The organism is Flaviflexus equikiangi (assembly GCF_014069875.1).
Classification (GTDB): Bacteria; Actinomycetota; Actinomycetes; order Actinomycetales; family Actinomycetaceae; genus Flaviflexus; species Flaviflexus equikiangi.
In genome coordinates, this window is sequence record NZ_CP059676.1 from 540,262 (window position 1) to 562,394 (window position 22,133).

The 22,133-nt window shown below is 64.9% G+C and carries 17 protein-coding genes; 13 read left to right on the plus strand and 4 right to left on the minus strand.

Annotated elements, in window-relative coordinates; genetic code table 11:
* The first annotated feature begins 51 nt into the window (after positions 1–51).
* From H2O75_RS02560 to H2O75_RS02570, 3 genes are read left to right on the plus strand one after another with little or no spacing between them, the layout of a single operon-like run.
* On the plus strand, positions 52–885 hold the full coding sequence (locus H2O75_RS02560) for an ABC transporter permease (protein WP_240161836.1): 834 nt from the start codon (positions 52–54) through the stop codon (positions 883–885).
* Positions 885–2,090, plus strand: coding sequence for an ABC transporter ATP-binding protein (locus H2O75_RS02565; protein ID WP_182173238.1), 1,206 nt, complete (start codon positions 885–887; stop codon positions 2,088–2,090). The genes H2O75_RS02560 and H2O75_RS02565 overlap by 1 nt, the downstream gene beginning before the upstream one ends.
* On the plus strand, positions 2,087–3,415 hold the full coding sequence (locus H2O75_RS02570; protein ID WP_182173241.1) for a glycosyltransferase family 4 protein: 1,329 nt from the start codon (positions 2,087–2,089) through the stop codon (positions 3,413–3,415). Before H2O75_RS02565 ends, H2O75_RS02570 begins: the two co-directional genes overlap by 4 nt.
* Here H2O75_RS02570 and H2O75_RS02575 read toward each other — a convergent pair whose 3' ends face one another.
* The gene (locus tag H2O75_RS02575) at positions 3,416–4,861 is read right to left on the minus strand and encodes a glycosyltransferase (RefSeq protein WP_182173244.1); all 1,446 of its coding nucleotides are present in this window, start codon (positions 4,859–4,861) and stop codon (positions 3,416–3,418) included.
* Positions 4,858–5,214, minus strand: coding sequence for a hypothetical protein (locus H2O75_RS02580; protein ID WP_182173247.1), 357 nt, complete (start codon positions 5,212–5,214; stop codon positions 4,858–4,860). Before H2O75_RS02580 ends, H2O75_RS02575 begins: the two co-directional genes overlap by 4 nt.
* 53 nt (positions 5,215–5,267) lie before the next feature.
* Here H2O75_RS02580 and H2O75_RS02585 point away from each other — a divergent pair, with 53 nt between their 5' ends.
* Positions 5,268–7,766: a glycosyltransferase gene (locus H2O75_RS02585; RefSeq protein ID WP_182173250.1), complete on the plus strand. Its 2,499-nt coding sequence runs from the start codon at positions 5,268–5,270 to the stop codon at positions 7,764–7,766.
* 79 nt (positions 7,767–7,845) lie between these two features.
* Here H2O75_RS02585 and H2O75_RS02590 read toward each other — a convergent pair whose 3' ends face one another.
* Both H2O75_RS02590 and H2O75_RS02595 read right to left on the minus strand, forming a co-directional pair.
* A complete protein-coding gene (locus H2O75_RS02590) occupies positions 7,846–9,225 on the minus strand; it encodes a hypothetical protein (RefSeq protein ID WP_182173253.1) in 1,380 nt (459 codons plus the stop codon).
* The gene (locus H2O75_RS02595) at positions 9,222–10,592 is read right to left on the minus strand and encodes a glycosyltransferase family protein (RefSeq protein WP_182173256.1); all 1,371 of its coding nucleotides are present in this window, start codon (positions 10,590–10,592) and stop codon (positions 9,222–9,224) included. Before H2O75_RS02595 ends, H2O75_RS02590 begins: the two co-directional genes overlap by 4 nt.
* A 160-nt stretch (positions 10,593–10,752) precedes the next feature.
* Here H2O75_RS02595 and H2O75_RS02600 point away from each other — a divergent pair, with 160 nt between their 5' ends.
* The 9 genes from H2O75_RS02600 to H2O75_RS02640 all read left to right on the plus strand — a co-directional run bounded on the left by H2O75_RS02600 (position 10,753) and on the right by H2O75_RS02640 (position 22,126).
* Positions 10,753–12,729: an alpha/beta hydrolase family protein gene (locus H2O75_RS02600; protein WP_182173259.1), complete on the plus strand. Its 1,977-nt coding sequence runs from the start codon at positions 10,753–10,755 to the stop codon at positions 12,727–12,729.
* A gap of 70 nt (positions 12,730–12,799) precedes the next feature.
* Positions 12,800–14,410: a DUF2142 domain-containing protein gene (locus H2O75_RS02605; RefSeq protein ID WP_182173262.1), complete on the plus strand. Its 1,611-nt coding sequence runs from the start codon at positions 12,800–12,802 to the stop codon at positions 14,408–14,410.
* Between the two features lie 234 nt (positions 14,411–14,644).
* Complete coding sequence (locus tag H2O75_RS02610) at positions 14,645–15,655, plus strand: glycosyltransferase family 2 protein (RefSeq protein ID WP_182173265.1); 1,011 nt, start codon at positions 14,645–14,647, stop codon at positions 15,653–15,655.
* Positions 15,652–16,821, plus strand: a complete 1,170-nt coding sequence (locus H2O75_RS02615; RefSeq protein WP_182173268.1) for a glycosyltransferase family 4 protein — start codon at positions 15,652–15,654, stop codon at positions 16,819–16,821. The genes H2O75_RS02610 and H2O75_RS02615 overlap by 4 nt, the downstream gene beginning before the upstream one ends.
* Positions 16,818–17,657, plus strand: a complete 840-nt coding sequence (locus H2O75_RS02620) for an NAD-dependent epimerase/dehydratase family protein (protein ID WP_182173271.1) — start codon at positions 16,818–16,820, stop codon at positions 17,655–17,657. Before H2O75_RS02615 ends, H2O75_RS02620 begins: the two co-directional genes overlap by 4 nt.
* The gene (locus H2O75_RS02625) at positions 17,654–18,736 is read left to right on the plus strand and encodes a glycosyltransferase (protein WP_182173274.1); all 1,083 of its coding nucleotides are present in this window, start codon (positions 17,654–17,656) and stop codon (positions 18,734–18,736) included. The genes H2O75_RS02620 and H2O75_RS02625 overlap by 4 nt, the downstream gene beginning before the upstream one ends.
* Entirely contained in the window at positions 18,733–19,659 is a 927-nt protein-coding gene (locus H2O75_RS02630) for a lysylphosphatidylglycerol synthase transmembrane domain-containing protein (RefSeq protein ID WP_259365289.1), read from the plus strand. The genes H2O75_RS02625 and H2O75_RS02630 overlap by 4 nt, the downstream gene beginning before the upstream one ends.
* The gene (locus tag H2O75_RS02635; RefSeq protein ID WP_182173277.1) at positions 19,656–21,263 is read left to right on the plus strand and encodes a DUF2142 domain-containing protein; all 1,608 of its coding nucleotides are present in this window, start codon (positions 19,656–19,658) and stop codon (positions 21,261–21,263) included. The genes H2O75_RS02630 and H2O75_RS02635 overlap by 4 nt, the downstream gene beginning before the upstream one ends.
* Complete coding sequence (locus tag H2O75_RS02640) at positions 21,260–22,126, plus strand: glycosyltransferase family 2 protein (RefSeq protein WP_182173280.1); 867 nt, start codon at positions 21,260–21,262, stop codon at positions 22,124–22,126. The genes H2O75_RS02635 and H2O75_RS02640 overlap by 4 nt, the downstream gene beginning before the upstream one ends.
* The last annotated feature ends 7 nt before the right edge of the window (positions 22,127–22,133 follow it).

Here is a 22,133-nt window from a genome sequence, read left to right on the forward strand (position 1 = left end):
AGACTAGGCGAAGTCCGGGCACCCGGGCGAATGGACGATAGGGGAGACACCTTGTCAGTATTCTCCGACCTCAAGGGGTCGCGCGAGCTCCTCCACAATCTGACGATGAGGGAGATCAAGGGCAAGTACAAGAGGACTGCTCTCGGCCAGCTGTGGTCGTTGGCGAATCCGCTGGCCCTCATGGTCGTCTACTCTTTCGTCTTCGCGATTGTCATTCGCGTGCAGCCCGCCCCCGGCGACCCGTCGGGCCTCGACCTCTTCGTGCTGTGGCTCATGTGCGCACTCCTGCCCTGGACGTTCTTCTCCGGCATCGTCAACGGCTCGATGGGGACGATCGTCGGGAACGAGAACCTCATCAAGAAGGTGTATTTCCCCCGTTCCACCCTGATCTTCGCCAACACGCTCTCCGCGCTCTATCAGCATCTCTGGGAGATGCTCATCCTCGTCGTCGCGGTCCTGGTGCTCGGCAGCAACGTCCTCATCTACATCCCTCTCGTCGCCGTGACCATGGTTCTCCTTGCCCTCTTCGCGACGGGGCTCGGGATGATCTTCGCCGTCGCCAACGTCTACTTCCGGGACGTCCAGCATTTCTCCGGGATCCTCTTCCAGCTCTGGTTCTATGCCAGCCCGATCGTCTACCCTGCCGAGCTGGTGAAGGAGCAGTCGGAGAGCTTCGGGCCGATCGCCTTCGGCATCACGATCGACAACCTCTACCAGCTCAACCCGTTCATCCACTTCGCCGAGATCTTCAGGAATCTGCTCTATGACGCACGCTGGCCAGACTGGTCGACCTTCGGTCTCGTGGCCGCCGGCTCCATCGCCGTCTTCTTCATCGGGTGGAAGATCTTCGACCGCCACCAGGACCACCTTGCGGAGGTGCTGTGATGACTGAGACAGCAGTGACAGTCGACCATGTCTCGAAGAGCTTCAAAATATACAAGGAGCTCAACAGGACCCTCAAGTCCGCACTCCTGCGCAGGCGGCGCTCCGTCTCGGAGGACTTCCCCGCTCTGAACGACGTGAGTTTCGAGATCCCCCAGGGATCGACCTTCGCCCTGGTCGGGGATAACGGATCGGGCAAGTCGACCCTCCTCAAGTGCATGGCGAAGATCCTCGTGCCCAACACCGGTTCGATCACGACGCATGGTCGCATGGCGGCGATGCTGGAGGTCGGCTCCGGCTTCCACCCCGAACTCTCCGGCCGCGAGAACATCTACCTCAACGGCTCGATCCTCGGCATGACGCATCAGGAGCTGGATAGTCGCTTCGACGAGATCGTCGCCTTCTCCGGCGTGGAGGAGTTCATCGACCAGCCCGTCAAGAACTATTCGTCCGGCATGTACGTCCGTCTCGGCTTCTCGGTCGCAATCCACACGGAGCCCGATATCCTCCTCGTCGACGAGATCCTCGCGGTAGGCGACGCGTCCTTCCAGGACAAGTGTTCGAAGAAGTTCGCGGACCTGCGCAACGACGGGAAGACAGTCGTCGTCGTGTCCCATTCCGTGCCCCAGCTGCGGGCGATGGCGGACCAGGCCGCGTGGCTCGAGAACGGCAGGCTCGTCGAGGTGGGACCTGCCCGGACCGTCATCGAGCGCTACGGCGACTCGACCAAGACCGGCGTCCGGATCGACAGCGACGGGAAGGTCCGGTGGGGATCGGGCGAAGCCACGGTCGAACGCGTCGAGGTGCTCGATGCCGAGGGGCAGCCTGCCGACTATCTCGTCGCAACGGGAGACCGGATCACGCTGAGGCTCCACTACTCGGCCAAGAACCGAATCGAGAAGCCCGTGTTCGGGTTCAGCATGGAATCGATCGACGGCACCTACCTGTGGGGCAACAACACCCGAGACCTCGAATACCACGTCGACCACATCGAGGGCACCGGCGCGATCGACCTGACGATCCCGCGGCTCAACCTGCAGCCCGGCCAATTCATCTTCCACGGCTCGATCGTGAATACGACAACCGAACACGTCTACGACTATGTTCGCGAAGCGGCCGGGATCGGGGTCAAGAGGGGCACTCCGTTCGAATCGGGCGGTTACGTCATCCTCGACGGACGCTGGTCGACACCGGGAGGCGCACGATGAAGATCTCCATCGTCACGCTCGATACGTTCTCGGCGAAGATGGCAGGACCGGCGATCCGCGTGTGGGAGATGGCGGGGCTGCTTGCGCGCGAGCACGAGGTCACCGTCCTCACCTTCGCATCCGCCGACAGACCATCGGACGCATTCACGCTGAAAGCGACCCGAGTGGCCGACTTCGAGCGGGATCTCGCACAGCCCGACGTCGTCATCATCCAGGGATATCTCGCCCAGACCTTCCCCTGGCTGGGGGAGCGGGACTTCCGCCTCGTCATCGACCTCTACGACCCCTTCCATCTCGAGTCCCTCGGCGTGGAGAAGCATCGCCCGATGCCGGACAGGGACTATGCGCTCCACCATTCAGTGACGGAGCTGTCCGCGCAGATCCGCATGGGCGACTTCTTCCTCTGCGCGAGCGAGGCGCAGCGCAATCTGTGGATCGGGCACCTCGCCGCCCTCGGGCGGGTCAACCCGCGAACCTACGATTCCGATGGGTCTCTCCGCAACCTCATCGATGTCGCGCCCTTCGGCATCGCGGGCCCCCGGCCCAGCCAGGACAGGCACGGCATCAAGGGCAACATTCCCGGGATCGCCCCCGACGACAAGGTCATCATCTGGGGCGGCGGCATCTACAACTGGTTCGACCCTCTCACTGTCATCGGCGCCGTCGGCCGAGCATCCCAGACCGATCCCTCGATCCGGCTCGTCTTCCTCGGCGCGAAGCATCCCAACCCGGACGTGCCGCAGATGGCGATGGCGGTAGAGGCGCGCAGGAGGGCCGCCGAGCTCGGGCTTGCCGACCGGCATGTGTTCTTCCTCGAAGACTGGGTCGAATACTCGGATCGGCACAACTATCTCCTCGATGCCGACCTGGGCATAACCGCACATTTCGCCGATATCGAGACCCATTTCAGCTTCCGCACCCGCGTCCTCGACTATCTCTGGACGGGACTGCCGATCGTCACCTCCGAGGGTGACTTCTTCGGTGGCCTCGTGGAGGAACGAGACCTCGGCCGAGTCGTTCCCGTCGAGGACGAAGAAGCGATGGCTCACGCCATCCTCGACGTCCTGGCGGACCCTGCACCGTTCAGCGACAGGGTCCTCGACGCGGCCGAGCACTTCTCCTGGGACAAGACGCTGGCGCCCCTCGTCGAATACTGTCGGGAGCCGTCTTTCGCAGCGGATCGTCTCGACCGCAGCCCGGCGCCCGAAGCCGTCGCCGCACCGAGGAGAACGCTCCGCTCACTCCTCTCCAAGACGAAGGAATCAGTGCGCTCCTCCGGCATCCGGCACACGGTCCGGCGTGTCCTGCGATATCGGGGACGCTGATCAGGACCAGGCGTACCAGTAGGGATCGTCCTGGACCACGCCCCGCCACATCTCCATGGCCCGCTGCTCCTCGGGGGCGATGGTCGGTATTCGGCTCGTCGACTCGCGGTGGATGAGAGTCACGGGATTGCAGGACACCGAGGACTTGCCAGCAGCCTTCAGCTTGAGGCACAGGTCGACGTCGTTATAGTTGACGGGCAGGCCAAGCGAGAAGCCGCCCACAGACTCGAAGTCGGCGCGCGAGACGAGGAGGCATGCCCCCGTCACCGCGAGGAACTCGGAGCATTCCCGGGCAGACGGGTCGCTGACGTCCCGCGGAGCGAGACCATAGTAGAGATGGTTGGGTTCGCACGTATCCGGCCGGACGGTGATACCGCAATGCTGCAGCCTTCCGTCAGGGAAGAGAAGCCGCGCACCGACCGCACCGACACCCGGGCGTACTGCGAGCCCGGCCATCGCCTCGAGCCAACCGTCCGTTACAGCCTCAACGTCGTCGTTGAGGAAGAGCAGATGCGAGGCGGTGGACTGGGCCGCGCCGAGATTGCACGACGCGGAGAAGTTGAATACGCCCTCGATGTGGACGACGGTCAGGAGGGGCCCGGCGAGCTGACGGGCCGCTTCGACAACGGCTGGCGGCATGCGCTCCCCAGCGACGATGACGATCTGCTCGATCAGCGACGTGCCCCGGGCAAGGATCGATTCCAGGCAGGCGACAAGCGCGGGCTGCTCAACACCCTCGAAGTCTGCCGGGGAGCCGATGGACGGGATGATGATGCTGATCGACTCATCGGTCAGCGTCTCGCGCGGGATGACATGCCGACCATCGGCCGACAGCATCCCGCCAGGATGGGTGGGGTTGATGAGGGCCGCCAGCGCCCGCGCAGTCAGGGGCGGGTGGGCCCGGCCTGCGTCGAGGACAACCGGGATGTGTTCGACAGCAGTGGCGGCATCGACCGCGGCCATGAGCGCCTCGTGCCACGAGCGCGGCGCGGAGGAGCGGGAATCGAGCATGCGCTGGACCGCAGAACCACGGAGAACACACGAGTCACCCAGATCCCCCGTGGAAAGGGCCCGGATACGACCATAGCGCGGACGTGTCCGCACGCCCACACCGTCGACCATCGAGTCGCCATAGGCGAGCTCAACATCCCTGTGCTCGAACCAGTGGTCGATCACCGCGAGCGAACCGGCCTCCGGCGTGCGGCCGTCTCGGAGGATCCACGCGATCTCAGACTCGGCAGCCAGGCGAAGGGCGCTCTCAATGGGAGAATCCGTAGCCGTGATCGACGATGCACTCGCGGCACGTCGACGAGCCTCCGCATCGGGGCCGTTCTCGCGGGGCAGGATGACGGAGAGCTCCCACGACTGCGACCGTTGAGCCTCCCATGCGCATGTGAGCGCCTCGACGTCCGAGACCGTGCGGCACAGCGCGATGACGCGTCTCAACTCGCCACCCGGTCGACGACCCGGCGGAGGACCCGTCGGCCGCGCCGTGCAGCGGCGGCACCGATCCGGGCGACGCGCCGCAGGGGAGTGAGGGAAGACGAAATCGCGCTTGCCGGGTTCGGCGTCGAGCGTGCCTGCGCGAGCTTCGCCGACAGGTCGGTGATCCTCGCGGACTGGCTCCGGATGATGGCGTCGCGCAGGGAGTTGCCCTCCGCGGCCGCTATCAGCCGAGCCTGCAGCTCCGCCACCGACAGATCACCGACGTGATCGGCGGAGACGGGGGCGATGGAGGCACGGAACTCTTCATCGCGCGCGGCCAGGGAATCGAGCCAGGAGGCAGCATTCTCAGTCATGCCGACATCATAGTGGCACACGGGCGGACCATGATTGTTGGTAGTGTGACGACATGCGGATTGTGCAGGTATCAGCCCATTTCCCACCCGATTTCGTGTCCGGTGGAACCCTCATGCCACAGCGCTGCGCCACGATGATGGCGGAGGGGGGTCATGATTCGTACGTGTTCGCGGGAGACCTCAATTCGCTGGGCCCCCTCGAAGAGAAGGACACGATCGAGAACGGCATACCGGTCCATTGGATCGGCATCTCCCCCTTTCTCAGCTGGGCCGACACGAAGAACTTCGACAATCCCGAGGTGGCGCGCGCCTTCTCCGCCTATCTCGCCAAGGTCCGGCCAGACGTCGTCCACTTCCACTCGATACAGACTCTCGGCGGCGGTCTGCTCGATGCGGCACGGAAGGCCGGCGCCTCGATCGTCGTGACGATGCACGACTTCTGGTGGATCTGCTCGCGGCAGTTCCTCGTCAACCAGGACTTCGAGCCCTGCTCCATCGTCCGCGACTGTGGAGAGTGCCCTTGCGCCATCAACGAAGCATGGTTGTCGAAGAGAAACGCGTGGCTGGCCAAGCGCCTGGCACAGGCGGACCTGATCCTCGTTCCATCCGCCGCCATGGGGCAGGCTGTCATCGCCAACGGTGTGCCCTCCCGGCTCGTGCGAGTCAACGAGAACGGTGTCGAGCTGAGCCCGGTGCGCTCCAAGAATCGCTCCGGGGCGGTGCGCTTCCTCTATGCTGGCGGCGATGATCGCCTGAAGGGGTTCGATGTCCTGCGCGATGCGGCGAGAACCGCTACCGTGGAGCCGGGCACCAGCCTCGACATCTATGGGGCCCGTCTCGACGATGCTCCGAGATGGGTGCACTGCCATCCAGCGTTCGATCCGACTGAGCTCGATTCGATCCTTGCCGATCACGATGTCCTCCTGCTCCCGTCCCTCGCGCGGGAATCGCACTCGATACTGACGAGAGAGGCATTGAGTGCGGGACTTGCCGTCGTGACCTCGAATACTCCGGGCCCCTCGGAGGCTGTCCGGGACGGGTTCAATGGTCGAGTCATCGGCGCGGGCTCCGTCGACCAGCTGAGGGCCGCGATCGAGGAGCTCTCGGACGAGCGGAGGGCCGCCGCGCTCATGGGGAGGGGATCGGTGTCCGAAACCGTCACTCCGGACGATCAGATGGCGGAGCTGGAGGGCTACTATCGGTCTCTCGTCGCGGGCCGAGACGCGAGCCTCGGTACGACGGGAGAAGCGATCGGACAGCTCATCCGTGACGTCGTCTACGTCATCGGCATCCAGGGCGCCCCCGCGCGCTACCGCGCACATCTCCCAGCCGAGGCGCTCGCAACGCGGGGAATCCGAACATCGGTCTATTTCTACCGCGATCCCGTTCTCCCCGGCCGCGTTCTCGAGGCCGATGCGGTTGTCTTCTATCGGGTGCCGGCCACCCCGCAGATACTCGCCCTCATGGAATCCATTCGCTCCGCAGAGCGGACCATCCCGATCCTTGGGGATGTCGATGACCTCATCTTCGACCCCGAGATCGAGCCGCTTCTCGACAACCTGTCGAGTCTCAGCGACGAGGAGCGAGACCTGTGGCGGGAAGGCATCCACCGGTACAGGACGACGCTCGAGTACTGCGACTACTTCATCGGTTCCACAGCCACGGTCAGCCACGAGGCCGAACGCCTCATCGGGATCCCGTCCCACACGCTGCACAACGGCGTCTCCGCGCTGCTCGCGAAGGTCTCGGAACGGGAGCTCTCGCGCGAACGGCGGGAAGGGCAGATACGGATCGGCTTCTTCTCGGGAACGAAGACGCACGATGCCGACTGGGCGTCGATCGAGCCCGCCATCGCCGAGGTGCTCAGCGCCCGCCCCGACGTCGAACTCTGGCTCGGCGGGCTTGTCGTCCCGACAGCGATACTCGACCCATTCGCGGACCGGATCGTTCGACTGCCGCTCGTGCCCTGGTACGAGCTCCCGGGCTATCTCCGAGACGTCGACATCTCGCTCGCACCGCTGACCGGAGGATCGATCTTCAACGAAGCGAAATCTGCGATCAAATGGCTGGAGGCGGCACTCGTCGAGACACCAACCGTCGCATCTCCCACCCAGCCGTTCCGCGAGGCCATCAGAAACGGTGAGACGGGCTTCCTCGCGGAGACCGTCGACGAGTGGAAGGCACACATCCTTGCCCTCGTGGACGATGCCGGGCTGCGGAGCAGGATCGGATCGACCGCGCGCCAGGAAGCGCTCCTCACCCGGTCCCCGGCGATCCAGGGAGAGGAAGCAGAGGCGATCCTTCGGGAGGCATGGGTCCATGTCGGTCAGCACGGTCATCGTGCCCATTCGACCTTCCCTCCGGTGACGAGGGACGAGCCGTTCACCCCGCTCGCGGCCGAGGTGGAGCCCTATCGGCTCGAGAGCGGCCCCGGATCCGTGCGTGCGAAGCGGGCGCTTCGCCAGGTCGTCGCCTCCGTCCGCCATGACGGCCCGCGTGTCACAGCGGCCAAGATCGCCAGACGGCTCCGGGCGGCATCGGCGCGGCTCTGATGGGGCCTGGACGGCCTGTGGTCTCCCGTCCCTGCTCGATGATGGGAGGGGCGTCTGACGTGCCGCGGCACGGCGCCGGCTAGACCGTGAAGATCCCGTTGATGGAGCCGAGCCCGAGGATCATCGCGAGACCTGCAAGCACCCACATCGCCGGGGCACCCCACGAGCGGCGGGCCGCGACGATCGCCATGCAGGCGATGGCGAGGGGAACGAGAGAGATCGAGTAGCGGGGCGCCACATTCGCGAAGTACTCCCCGCGTGTCAGCAGCTCCCTGACCTGGATGAGGATGGGAACCGTCAGGGTGCCCGCGATGAGGGAGAGCCCGAGGACGAAGTCGCGGCTCTTCACCGGGGACGTCCACATGAGGACGAACGGGCTGGCGATGATGAGCAGCACGATGAGGCGCGAGAACACCGCCCACTCCGGGGAGTTGAGTTCTGCCGGCATCCAATACGGGTTGACGAGACCCGCGTGGGTTGCGAAGGAATCGACAACGGGCCTGAGAGGGCTGCCGCCCAGCTCGAGAGTCGACAGGCCGGCGGCGGGATTGTCGACGACGGGGGAGCCCGCCGATCGGGTGAGAGCGGTAGCCGCCGCGTATGACAGCCCCGTGCCGAGGAGGGCGCCGGCGAACGGGCCGGACCATCTGCGGAACTCCGGGCCCCGGACGTTGCGGACATGCGCGAGCGAGTAGAGGAGACCCACGCTCACGACCGACAGGATCGCGACAATGGAGAGGAGCTTCGTGCCTGCGACGAGGAACGTCAGCACCGTGCTGAAGAGGAAGGCAGGTCTCCCCTCGACCATGCGAAGGACGATCGCCAGAGCGGCCGCTCCCGCGAGGGGCGCCGCCGCGTCCGGGCTGATCGTGAAGCCGAAGAGCGTGATGGCGGGGAGCGAGACGAGGAGGAGGGAAGCGCTCAGGGCCAAGCCGGGAGCACCCAACCATCTCTTGAGGATGAGATAGAAGGCGGATATACCGGCGGCCAGCCACAGACCGGACATGATGCGCATCGCGCCGAAGAGGGAGATCTCGACGACGGGGCCCGCGAGCGCTGAGAGTGCCTGCGCGCCCCAGCCGGTGATGGCATAGTAGCCGACCGGATGGAACCCGTTGTAGTTCACCCCATCGACAGGGAACTCGTAGCGCGTCGACTGGCGGTCCTCCGTCCGCTCGCACAAATCGGAAGAATCATCGACCCAGTCGCTGTCCCGGCAGGCCCACACCTCGAGGGACGCATCCGAGAGCGGTTCGACCGACCGGGGAATGGAGTTCTCGACTGTGAGCTTGTAGGCGTAGTCGAAGTGCGTGATCTCGTCATAGAGCGACACCCCGTCGAAGCGGAATGCCGCCGGAACGCAGAGCACAAGCGTGTAGAGGAAGATGCCCGCAATGGCTGCGGCTGTCCCCCAGCGCGACAGCGGCGGCTGTTCGGTATCGGAACGATCGATCGTCATGGCAGCACTCCCGCCGTCGATGCCGCGGCAACGACCACAGTGAACCCGGCGCCGGCCCACGCGACAGCCGGGCCCCAGGAGCGCTGGGCGAGAAGCAGGCCGATACAGGCGAACGCGAGAGGAATGATCGTGATCGAGTAACGAGCCGCCACCCCCGCGAAATAGTCATTGTTGATGAGGATCTGTCGAATCTGGATCACAATCGGTACGGAGAGCGCTCCCGCCAGCGTGGAGAGAGCGACGGTGAACTCGCCCTCGAGGGGACGATGGACGGTGAGGAGAATGGCGACGGCCGCTATGAGGAGCATCCCCGTGAGGCGTGCCGCCATCTGCCAGATCGCGGAGTCCAGCTCCTGGGGGAGCCAGTACACGCTCACCAGATCGGCGTTGATGGCCAGTGTGTCGATGAGGGGGCGGGTGAACGGTCCCGTCAGCTCAGATGTCGACAGGCCGATGATGGGGTTGTCCTGTGTCGGCGGCCCCGCCATGCGGGTCAGAATTTCAGACAGGACATAGGACAGGCCCGTGCCGAGCAGTGCCCCACCGAAGGGCCCCGCCCACAGCAGGGTCGTGTCTCGGCTGTCTGTGCGGATCCGTATGATCGCGCGCAGCAGGGCGACCGTGACCACGGAGAAGATAGCGACGACGGCAAGGAGTTTCGTGGATGCGACGAGGAAGGCCAGGATCGCGGCGGCGAGAACGGAGGGCTTCCCGTGGACGACGCGCCATGCGAGATAGAGGGCGGCCGTGCCGGCAAGGACCGCGGCCGCGTCCGGATTGACCTGCATGCCGAACGAGGCGATGGCTGGTGTGCTCGCGAGTGCGAGTGTGATCGCGAGGCTGAGGGGCCGCCGCTTCACCCACAGCCGCAGGACGCCGTAGAAGGCGATGAGACCGGCGCTCAACCAGACGGTCGACATGATGCGCATCGCCACGAACAGCGAGATGTTCGACCCTGTCAGGGCAGTGATCGCCCGGGCGCCCCAGCCGGTCAGTGCATAGTAGAGGGGCGGATGGAAACCGTTGTAGTTGGTCCCCTCGGCGGGGAACTGCCCCGGTTCGGCCTCTCTGGCCTCGGCCAGGAGGCAGAGCGAATCGTCAAGATTCCATTCCGTGGGCCTGCAGGCCCATTCCTCCAGGATCGGGCCCGCGAGGGGCTCCACGGCTCGGGGCACACGGTTCTCGAACGCGATCCTGTACGCGTAGTCGGCGTGGGTCATCTCGTCATACAGCGAGACACCGGCGAAGCGGGCTATCCCCGGCAGACAGATCAGAGCTGTGACAGCGGCGATGATGAGAGCGGCCAGAAGGTCTGGCAGGAGAGGACGGAGCCGCTGCCTGGTCGGCAGGGATATCTTGGCGGGCACACAGTCAATATAGCGGGCGGACAGGCGGGGGAGAGAGAATCATGGTCATTCGCACCCCTCCCGTCTCAAGCGCGCCAACGGTTCTCGACACGGGCCGACCTGGCGCAGTGAATCGCATCGGGCATCGCCGTGCCGATAGCATGAGGGTATGAGCGGTTCTATGACACAGCACAATATCTTCTCCTCACTCGACGATTTCGTCTCCACTCCCCGTATCACGGGCATGCAGACCCGGCACGGCAGGACGGTCGCGACGGTTGCGACGATCTCGAAGAAACTCGATGCCTACGCGGGCAGTCTCGTCGAGGTGGGGGCCGAGCCTCGGACACTGACACGGGCCTTGAAGGGAGACACGCTGACCGCGATCGGGGAACGCGGAGAAATCTATTTCACCTCGAAGAGGACTGACGATCGCGCCGAGAACGAGGAGGAGCAGGCGCTCTGGATGCTTCCCCCGCACGGCGAGGCACGTGTCATCCTCCGTCGGCCCGGCGGCATCAGCTCGCTCGTGAGCGCGGGCGGGAAGCTGTTCATCATCGCCCCGACTCTCCAGTCCGCAAAGACGGAGGACGACAACTCTGCCGTCAGCAAGGAGCGCAGGGACCGCGGCGTCACCGCGATTCTCCACGAAGCCTTCCCGGTGCGCTACTGGGACCACGATCTCGGCCCTGCCTACCCGAGGCTGTACTCGGCTGAGCTTCCCGAGTTCGAATCAGAGGAGCAGATGACGCTGACTCCCATTGCCCTGCCGGAGGGGAAGCTCGGCGGCATCGAGGTCTCCGAGGATGGTGCGACGATACTCGTGACGATGGAGGAGATGACTGGAGGCACGTCCCAGTGGCGCTCCACCTATCGTCTGGCGGGTGGAGACGCGACTCCCGTAGCGATCGCGCCAGCAGTATCGGGCGAGGAGGGCGATGCTCTCGCGTCCTACAGCGCGGGCACCATCTCACCGGCAGGCAATCGCGCACTGCTCCATGTCAGCACCGGCAACCGTGACGGTCATCCGCTCCGCTCCAGCCTCGAGATCGTCGACCTCGAGACGAACGATCGGCGTCCCGTGAGCCCTTCGTTCGACGACTGGCCAGGAGAGGCCGTGTGGCTCGACGAGTCGACAATCATCCTGAGCGCTGATCGCCGCGGACGCGTCTCGCTCTATCGAGTCGATGTCGAGAGCGGGGCGTATGCTCTCCTGACTGATGACAACCTGTCCTATCACGACATCGGCGTGCGCGATGGCTCCATCTGCTGCCTGGTCTCCGCGATCGATCAGCCTTCGACACCGGTGACGGTCGACCCCGCGTCCGGCCACGTCACGTACCTGCCGCGCCTCACGCCGGAGATCGACAAGGTCGGCACTCTCACCGAGGTGACGGCGACGGCCGAGGACGGCACCGCGATACGAGCCTGGCTGGCTCTGCCGGACTCACCGGATCCCGCACCATTGGCGGTGTTCGTCCACGGGGGCCCCTGGGGATCGTGGAACGACTGGACGTGGCGGTGGAATCCCGGGCCGTTCGTCGCGAAGGGCTACGCGGTTCTCATGCCTGACCCCGCCATTTCGACCGGCTACGGGCAGGCCATGATCGATCGTGGCAACGACGAGCTCGGCGGAGCGCCCTTCACCGATATCCTCGCACTGGTCGACGCGGCAGAAGCCAGGGAGGATATCGACGGAACGCGGACTGCGCTCCTTGGCGGATCCTACGGGGGATACATGGCGAACTGGATGGCAGGCCATACGGGAGACCGGTTCTCCTGCATCGTCACCCATGCGTCGCTGTGGAACATCGACATGATGGGGCGCACGACGGACAACGGAACGTGGCACGAATGGATGAACCCGACCCAGGCCAGCATCTACTCCCCGCATGCGTCAGCGGATCAGATCGAGGTCCCGATGCTCGTCATCCACGGCGATAAGGACTACCGTGTCCCCGTCTCGCAGAGCCACGCCCTGTGGCATGCTCTGCTGCGGGATTCGAAGGCGCACGGACACAAGTTCCTCTACTACCCGGATGAGAACCACTGGATCCTCAAGCCCTCAAACTCGGCGATCTGGTACGAAACAGTCCTTGCTTTCCTCAACACCCACGTCCGCGGGGAGGAGTGGAAGCGGCCTGCGCTTCTCGGCTGAGCGAAGCGTGTTGCGCCACTCTCCAACTGGTACTGTGACCAGCGGTGGAAGCGACTGAAAGGCGGCGCCCGTGAGGTGGCAGCGCGATAGGCAACGGTTGATCGGTGCAGGGGCACTCCTCACCGTCGTCTATCTTGCCTTCCTCATCGCCTGGGCCTATGCCACGCCGGCCTTCCGGTCCCCGGATGCTCCGATGCACTACAACTCGGTCATGCGGGTCATGGAAGGCGGCGGGTGGCCGGAGCCCGGCGAAGCGGACATCGATCCCGCGGTCCTCACAGTCGCGATCGAGGGCGGTCTCGTCGCGGCGGGAGCGCCGGATCTCAGCTGGGGCCATTTCTATCGTCTCAACGGCGGCCTCATCGTCGGCACCGGCCAGTACCTCGCGGATACTGATCCGCTCCCCGAAGCGCAGCGCTCGATACCGCAGTTCACGGGGGAGGGCTCTGTCGGAGTCGATCAGATGACTCAGCATCCGCCCCTCTACTATGGGATCGCCGCCGGCTTCCTCACCATGCTCGGTGCAGATAGCTGGCAGTGGGACGGTCAGCTGCTCGCGCTGAGCATCCTGTCGGCCCTCATGGTGATGTGGGTTGTTCCGTGCACGATCTATACGGCGCGACGGCTCGGGCTCAACCGGCGCCTGTCGCTCCTTGCAGGAGCATCGATTCTCGCGGTTCCCCAGCTTGCCCACATCGGTTCCGCCGTGACCAACGATTCCCTCTACATCCTCATGGGGTCGCTCCTCATCGCGGCCTGCGCGAAAGTCCTCACGACGACACCGACGCGGCGCGACGTCATCATGGTCGGCGCACTCCTCGGCCTCGGACTGTGGACCAAGGGAACCTTTGTCGGCTTCGGGCTGGTGGCGGGCCTGTCTTTCCTTGCCAGCCGAGGGGAGCTGCCGTGGACGCGGAAACTAAAATACGGGGTCTCTGCCGGGCTCCTCGGCGTGCTCGTCGGGGGCTACTGGTGGGTGCGCAACCTCGTCCTCTATGGGGTGCTCCAGCCCTCCGGTTTCCCGAATGAGGCGGCGGACTGGGCGGGAGTCGAACCGAGGTTCTCCGATTTCCTCGCGTTGGCGTGGACGGATCTCATGGAATCGTTCTGGGGGAAGTTCGGCTGGCTCGAGCTGCCCCTGCCGTCAGCCCTGATCATCGCCCTCACCCTGATCGCGCTGATCATGTCGGCCTGCGGTCTCGCCGCCGCGCGCGAATATCGCATCCCGCTCCTCGTCCTCGTCCTCTTCGTCCCCCTGACGATTGCGGTTCTCACCATCCAGGGTTGGCTGAACTATCAGCACACGGGTGAGGTGAGCGGCATGCAGGGGAGATACCCGTTCCCCGGCATCGTTGCCCTCGCTGTCCTCGTCTCCTGGGGTCACGTGTGGCTCCGCAGGGTCGGCGGTCCGCGACTCGCCCAGGCCAGCGAATCCATCTTCGCCATCGGGTCTCCTCTTGTCGGCCTCATCGGACTGTGGGCGATGCTTCGTGCCGCCTACAGCTCCGATTCCCTGCTGGGGTTCAGCTGGATGACGTGGGATGCATGGTCGATCGCGACAGGCGCAACGCTGAAGCTCAGCGTTATCGTCTGCGTGCTCGGTGCCGCGATCATCATCGTGGGCGGGCTGCGACTCGCCGCGATGGGAGCGAAAGCACCGGCGGAGTCCCACCGGCGCTGAGGGGAGGTCGCGCTGGCGGGAGCGCCGTGAGAGCGCGGATTTCTGACAGTGCGGAGGCGGGTTTCTGTCGCGTCGATTGCACCTTCCGATTGTGGGCTGCTGGAACGGGTAAGCTCGTCAGTGGTGTGCCGCCGGTGATGTTCGATCGCTTACACATCGGTGAGCAGGGTGCACAATCGTCAGATCGGTACCTAGAATCCCGATAGTGAAACGGCCCGAGATGAGGAAGAGCTTATGAAGGTATTTGTGCAGGTTCCGTGCCTGAACGAGGAGAAGACTCTGCCACTCGTGCTCGAGTCCATCCCCACCGCCATTCCAGGTGTCGACTCGATCGAGATCCTTATCGTGGATGATGGTTCGACAGACCGCACGATCGAGGTCGCCAAAGAACATGGCGTGACCCACTTCGTCCGGCACGCACGGAACATGGGTCTGGCCAGGTCGTTCCGGGACGGCGTGGACTATGCCCTCGCGCACGGTGCAGATATCGTCGTCAACACGGACGGCGACAACCAGTATCCGCAGGACCGCATCGGAGACCTCGTGGCCCCGATCGTGGCAGGCCGAGCCGATATCGTCATCGCCGACCGTCAGACATCGAAGATCGCCCACTTTTCGCCATTCAAAAAGTTGATGCAGAACGTGGGATCGAAAGTCGTTAACCTTGCTGCGGAAACGAAGCTCCCAGACGCCGCATCGGGCTTCCGTGCCTACTCGAAGGCGGCCTTGTACCGGCTCAATATTGTCACGCAGTTCTCGTACTGCATGGAGACAATCATCCAGGCGGGAAACAAGCGGCTGCGTATCGAGTCCGTGCCCGTCACCACGAATGCGAAGACTCGCGAATCCCGCCTGTTCAAGAACATCTGGCAGCACATGTTCAAGTCCGGTCTCGCCATCACACGCTCCTTCCTCATGTTCAAGCCCTATGTCATCCTCGGCTGGCTGGGCGCGATCATGCTCCTCGCGGGCCTCATCCCGTTCCTGAGATTCTTCATCTTCTGGGTCCAGGGCGAAGGCGCAGGGCACATCCAGTCGCTCATCCTCGGCTCGGCCATGCTCGTGGGCGGACTGCTGTGCCTCGCGCTCCTCGTCATCGCGGACCTGCTCCGGACCAACAGGGTCCTCATCGAGGACCAGCTCGAGAGGATCAAGGAGATCCAATATGGGACGGACCCGATGACGGCCGACACGCAGAGCCCGAATGAGATGACGGAACGCGAGCAGACACAAGGGCTGACGTGACGCCACGCCGCCGAGTCCTCCTCCTCGCCTCGACGTTCCCCGCAGCGTCGGGGGATGGCACGCCCGAGTTCGTCGGCGATCTCGCTGTCGAGCTTGCCAAGACCATGGATGTGAGAGTTCTCGTGCCGGCAGTGCCCGGGGCCCCGCTCCGCACATCCTACCGGGGTGTCGAGGTGGAGCGCTTCAGGTTCTTCCCGCGGAAGTGGGAGGACCTGGCCGATGGTGCAATCCTCGAGAACATTCGAGGCAAGAAGGTCCGGGCCCTCCAGATCGTGCCCTTCTTCCTCTCCGAGACCTTCCATATCGCGCGCGCGATCCGGTCCTTCAAACCGGATGTCCTCCATGTCTTCTGGATCATCCCGCAGGGACTGTCCGCCCTCATCGCCAACCGCAGGATCCCTGTCCTCATCACCACTCTCGGGGGAGACCTGTACGCACTCGTGGATACCCCCGCACGGAGCATCGTCCGCGCTGTCGTCACGCGAGCAGACCACACGACAGTGATGAACGATGAGATGAAGGGGCAGGTCGAGGGGCTCGGGGTCGACCCATCGAGAGTGAGCGTCGAACCCATGGGGGCCGACCTCACCGGCATCGTTCCCCACACCGTGCGGGACACGACCACGTTCGAGCTCCTCTTCGTCGGCAGGCTCGTCGAGAAGAAGGGGCTCCGACATCTCATCTCCGCGCTCGCGCGTGTCGAGATCGACTGGCATCTCACCGTGATCGGGGACGGCCCGCTCGAGAAGGACCTGCGGAAGCTGGGGGACGGGCTTCCGATCGACTTCGTCGGAGCCAAGCCGAAGGCGGAGCTGCGCGCCCAGTACGCGAAGGCGGACATGATCGTGCTCCCCTCCGTACGGGCGGCGTCGGGAGACCAGGACGGACTGCCCGTCGTCCTGCTCGAGGCACTCGCGTCAGGCCTTCCCGTGATCGCCTCGAACCTGCCCGGCATCGACTCCGCGATCATCCACGAACAGACGGGACTTCTCGTCGAACCGGGCGATGACGATGCGCTGGCGGACGCGATCGTGCGGCTCGCGAACGATCGCGAACTGCGCACACGACTGTCCGAGGCGGCCAGGGGGCGTGCAGGCGAACACGGGGTCGACGCGGTCGGGCGGCGGTATGCACGCCTGCTCGAGAGTCTCGTGGGGCAATCATGAGAATCGGCGTCATCGGGGCCCACGGCTTCATCGGATCGCAGCTGACGGCCGCGCTGATCGCCGCCGGGCATGAGCCTGTCCCGTTCACGATCGAGAACCCTGTCACGAGCGAGCAGGGTCTGAGGATGGCCAAGAATCTCGATGGTCTCCTCTGGGCGGCTTCCTCGAGCACGCCAGCGACCGTGGGCCAGGCCCTCGATGAATGCGACGTGTTCCGTTCCTCGCTTCTGCTCCTCCAGGACAGCGGCATCAAGCGTTTCCTCTTCATGTCCTCTGGCGGCACAGTGTACGGAAACGGTCCCGCACCCCACGGGGAGGAGGACGAACTGAAGCCGGTCAGCGACTACGGCAAGCTCAAGGCGGCGATGGAGGGGGTGGCTCGAGACCTCTGGCCATCGGCCACGATTCTGCGCCCCTCCAACGTGTACGGTCCAGGGCAACTCGCCAAGGGCGGGCAGGGTGTCTTGGGGCATTGGCTTCAGGCGATCGTCGACGGCGAACCTCCCATCCTGTACGGCGACCCCGCGGTTGCACGCGACTATGTCTATATCGACGACTGCGTGCGAGCCATTATCGCGGCGTTCGAGCGGGACGATGCTGCGGGGCAGACGATCAATATCGGGTCCGGCTCTCCCACCTCCCTGGACGAGCTGCTCCAGATCGTCTGCCGGGTGACGGGACGCAGGATCGACCCGCGCTACGAGAAGGGCAGACCGTATGACAATCAGTCCACCTGGCTGCGGATCGACCGGGCCAGAGACATCCTCGGCTGGACCCCAGAAACAGATCTTGATGACGGCATAGCGGCCATGTGGGCGTGGAAGGAGGGCCGATGAGAATATTGGCATTTGGAACATACAACACGGCAGTCCATCCGCGCGTTGGAATCCTCGTGGAGGGCCTGCGCGACGCCGGCCATACAGTGTCCGAGCTCAACGAGCCGCTGCGGGTCAGCACCGAGAATCGGGTGGCGGCACTCTCGTCCCCCTCGGCGGCGCTGTCCTTCTTCGGCAGCCTTGCCGCGAACTGGTCCCGTCTCGTCTCGGGGAGCTTCTCCTACCGGGGGACGTCGAAGCCCGATGCGATTGTCGTCGGCTATCTCGGACATTTCGACGTGCTCCTCGCACGGCTTCTCTTTCCGCGCGCCACGATCATCCTCGACCATCTCATCTACGCCTCCGACACGGCGGCAGACCGGGGTGCGAAAGGCGGTCTGCTGCGGCGCGTCCTCACGGGCCTCGACAGGCTGGCGCTGTCGGCCGCAACCATCGTCGTCTACGACACGCCTGCACACGCCGCGCTAGCCCCGGCTTCGTTGCGTCATAAGGGTGTTGTTGTCCCGGTGGGGGCCCCTGATGAGTGGTTCGATGCTCGGGAGACGAACCCGGTGAACGGCGTCGTCTTCTACGGTCTCTACACGCCCCTCCAGGGCTCCCCGACGATTGCCAGAGCCCTGCGCATTCTCGCCGATCGCGGCGATCTTCCTCCGGTGACGATGGTCGGCACGGGCCAGGACTATGACGAGGTGCGGCGACTTGCGGGCGATGCCGAGGTCACGTGGGTTGATTGGGTGGACCCAGCTGACCTTCCCGCCGTTGTCGCCCACCACAGCATCGGGCTCGGCATCGTCGGCACGACAGAGAAGGCACAGCGGGTCGTCCCGAACAAGGTGTACCAGTCGATGGCAGCCGGGTGTGCCATCATCACCTCCGATACGGTGCCCCAGCGCGAAGTCCTCGGAGACGCGGCGACCTACGTCCCGGCTGGGGACGCCGAGGCATTGGCCGATGCGATCCGCGACCTTATCGGCGATCCTGAGCGGAGACAGGCCATGAGGGCACGGGCGGCAGAACTCGCGGACCATGCCTTCACCCACCAAGCCGTCGTGGCACCGCTCGTGGAGCGTCTGTCGTGAACATCGTCTCCGTCCTCCGCTCACCGGGATTCCGCACCTTCTTCATGCTTGCCGCTGTTGCCGCCGCCGTGTGGGCAGTAGTCGGCAACTGGGCCGAAGTCTCCGACGCGATGAGCCGGCTGAGCTGGTGGCAGGTCGCTCTCTCCCTCACCGTCTCCATCGTCTTCGTGTGGTTGACGATGCTGGCATGGCGGGTCATTCTCAACGATGCTGGGGATCCTGTCCCAGGAGCGTCTGCCCGCCGCATCTTCTTCGTCTCCCAGGTCGCCAAATATCTCCCCGGTGGGGTGTGGAACTTCGTTGCCGCCGCGGAGATGGGAACGGATTTCAATATTTCGCGCCGCAGGTCGGTGACCGTCCTCCTCATGTCGATGCTCGTCTCGGTTCTCACGGGCCTTGCGGTAGCGTCGATCGCGCTTCTCTTCGGCCCGGCCAATCTCATCGAGAAATACTGGTGGGTTCTGCTCGTCATCCCCGCACTCCTGGTCGTGCTCTATCCGCCCGTGCTCAACACGGTCGTGCACCGGGGCCTGACATTCCTGAAGCGCGACGGCATCGAGAAGCCCTTCTCCGGGCGCGCGATTGCGACCGCCGCCTTCTGGTCGACAGGCAGCTGGATTCTCGCCGGTGGCCAGGTGTGGCTCATCCTGACAGGCCTGGGCAACGAAGCGACAGTCGAGACCTATCTCTTGACGGCGGGCGGATATGCTCTCGCGTGGGTGGTCGGTTTCCTCGTCTTCTTCATCCCCGCCGGTGTCGGCGTCCGCGAGGTCGTTCTCGCCGCCTCGCTTGCGGGGCTCGTCCCCGCAGGGGACGTGGTCGTCGTCGTCCTCCTCAGCCGAATCCTCTTCACCGTCGCCGATCTCCTGCTGGGGCTCGGGGCGTCGTTCTCTATCCGCCGAGATGCGAAGGGCGCGCTATGAGCCGGAAGTCCTTCATCCGGGCAAGCGCCGGGCTGACATTCCTCATCATCGTCCTCCAGTCGGTGTGGGCGATGTCGATGCCAGCGTTCCGCGGGCCCGACGAACCCCATCACGTGAACTCGATCATGCGGATCGTCAGCGGTGACGGGTGGCCCGAGCCTGGCGACGCGATGGTGGACCCTGTCATCGTCCAGGCAGGGCACGAGTCCGGCATCATCACTCCGGGCGCCACGCATTTCACCTCGACATATCGGACGAGGCTCCTCCATTCCCGGCCCATCAACCCGTATTTCGCCGACATGGTGATCACGCCGCACGATTCCCGGTCCCCTCTCTACCCCGTGTCGAAGGCGGACCCGGCAGCCCACGAGGTCGACCAGATGACCCAGCACCCGCCGCTGTACTACGCGGGGGGAGCGGCGATCGTCCAGGCTTTCGACTTGCAGGACGCACCCTGGGATCGTCTCATCCAGGCCCTGCGCCTCTATGGCATCGCCCTCACGATCCCCCTGGTGCCGGCGACGATCTACACCGCTCGGCGGCTGGGGGCCAGCAGGCACTGGTCACTCCTGGCGGGCCTCGTGCCGCTCGCCATCCCGCAAGTCTTCGGCATCACGGCCGTCGTCACGAACGACACTCTTGCCATCGGCACGGGTGCCCTCGTTGTCGCGGCCCTGGCGAAAGCGGGAACCGAGCGCATCACCTGGAAGACCGTTCTCCTCGTCGGCGGAGCCCTGGGCCTGGCCCTCTGGAGCAAGGGCCTCCTCCTCGCCTTCGGCCTCCCTCTCGTTCTCGTCTTCCTCTTCGCACGGCATGACACGTGGAAGAGACGCCTGACGGCGGCTCTCGCCTCGGGCACGATCGCGCTCACGATCGGCTTCTGGTGGGTGCTCAACCTCGTGCGCTACGGGGTGGTGCAGCCGGCGGGATACAGCAGGCCGGTACCGGAATCGTGGGATCCTGCGAACGCGTCGTTCACGCACTACTTCTCGACGGCCTTCCGGACGTTCACGACATCGTTCTTCTCCTCGTTCGGATGGCTGGAAGCGGACTTCCCGTCGGCCGTCACATGGGGCCTGCTCATCCTCTTCGCCGCCGCGATCGTGTGGAGCGTCATCCAAGCCGGCCGAGCACGCACCACCTATCTCATCCTCCTGTCGCCCTTCGTCGGCCTCATCGTGCTGCTCTACGCACAGGGCTGGTTCAACTACCTGTCCACCTCGGTCGTCGCGGGCGTCCAGGGCCGCTACCTGTACCCGTGCCTCGCAGCCTTCGGCGGAATCGTTCTCGGCCTGCGCAGGTGGGGCCCGCGCGGCTACCGAGCGTTCGGACTCTTCGCCATCGCCACCGGCATGTTCGGCTTCGTGTGGCTCCTGCGCAGCTGCTACCCGGGGCCTGCCGTCATCGACTTCGCCCGCTACGCCGACGTCGTCGGAGTCCCTGTCTCCGCCATCATCGTCATGCTGGCGGCCTATCTTCTCGCCACGATCACCCTCGTCTCGTTGGTCGTGAGATGGTCTCGGGGCGCCGCCATGCCCTCCGAATATCAGGCCACCCTGGTGGAGGAGGATGCAGGCGCGGGCGATGGCAGGAACGAGCCATGATAGTCCACGCTGTCGCCGTCACCTACCGACCCGGCCCCGTAGCGCCACTGCTCGAGGCATTGCGCGATCAGTGCGATGCTGTGACCGTCGTCGACAACACCCCGGGAGGGGATGAGGCACTTGCCGAGACGTGCGCCGGCCTCAGCATCGACCTCGTCACCCTCGGGGACAACATGGGCATCGCAACCGCCCACAATATTGGTATCGATATCGCGCTCGCGGCAGGAGCGGACGCCGTGCTCCTGTCCGACCAGGATTCGACCATCCCCGATGGCATGGTCGAGGAGCTCAGCGATCATCTCGTCCGTGGCGTGGCCGCCGTGGGTCCCGTCCCGGTCGAGGGCGATGACGTTCTCGTCTACACCGACCATCGGTACGGCCCGAAGCGAGCCCCGATCCGGCAGGGCGCGACAGAGATCGAGGTGTCGTTCCTCCTCGCCTCCGGCTGTCTGATCAGCCGCGACGCCCTCGAGAATGTGGGAGGAATGGCGGACAGTCTCTTCATCGACCACGTCGATCTGGAGTGGGGGATGAGAGCGCGAAAGGCAGGCTATCGGCTCCTTGCGATACCCTCCACGATTTTGGTCCACAGCCTGGGAGACTCCGTCGTCAAGGTACCGGGGCGTGAACAGGCCGTTCATATCCACAGTCCGATCCGCAACTATTATCTTGTCCGGAACACGATCGCCCTCACGAGAACAGATCTGCTGCCGTGGAGGTGGCGTCTGCGATACGTTTACTGGATCGTCCGCTTCGCTCTCTTCAACCTGGCGGTCAACAGCGACAGGGTGACGCGCTCACGCTATCTGCTGCGCGGCTTCGTCGATGGTTTGGCGGGCCGCATGGGACGGTACGGCCAGTAGTGCGCAC

What these genes read in the sequence shown, in the direction of transcription:
- H2O75_RS02565 (WP_182173238.1), top strand. Translation starts at nt 885, where the DNA reads ATGACTGAGACAGCAGTGACAGTCGACCATGTCTCGAAGAGCTTCAAA.
- H2O75_RS02570 (WP_182173241.1), top strand. Translation starts at nt 2,087, where the DNA reads ATGAAGATCTCCATCGTCACGCTCGATACGTTCTCGGCGAAGATGGCA.
- H2O75_RS02580 (WP_182173247.1), bottom strand. Translation starts at nt 5,214, where the DNA reads ATGACTGAGAATGCTGCCTCCTGGCTCGATTCCCTGGCCGCGCGCGAT.
- H2O75_RS02585 (WP_182173250.1), top strand. Translation starts at nt 5,268, where the DNA reads ATGCGGATTGTGCAGGTATCAGCCCATTTCCCACCCGATTTCGTGTCC.
- H2O75_RS02590 (WP_182173253.1), bottom strand. Translation starts at nt 9,225, where the DNA reads ATGACGATCGATCGTTCCGATACCGAACAGCCGCCGCTGTCGCGCTGG.
- H2O75_RS02600 (WP_182173259.1), top strand. Translation starts at nt 10,753, where the DNA reads ATGACACAGCACAATATCTTCTCCTCACTCGACGATTTCGTCTCCACT.
- H2O75_RS02610 (WP_182173265.1), top strand. Translation starts at nt 14,645, where the DNA reads ATGAAGGTATTTGTGCAGGTTCCGTGCCTGAACGAGGAGAAGACTCTG.
- H2O75_RS02620 (WP_182173271.1), top strand. Translation starts at nt 16,818, where the DNA reads ATGAGAATCGGCGTCATCGGGGCCCACGGCTTCATCGGATCGCAGCTG.
- H2O75_RS02625 (WP_182173274.1), top strand. Translation starts at nt 17,654, where the DNA reads ATGAGAATATTGGCATTTGGAACATACAACACGGCAGTCCATCCGCGC.
- H2O75_RS02635 (WP_182173277.1), top strand. Translation starts at nt 19,656, where the DNA reads ATGAGCCGGAAGTCCTTCATCCGGGCAAGCGCCGGGCTGACATTCCTC.
- H2O75_RS02640 (WP_182173280.1), top strand. Translation starts at nt 21,260, where the DNA reads ATGATAGTCCACGCTGTCGCCGTCACCTACCGACCCGGCCCCGTAGCG.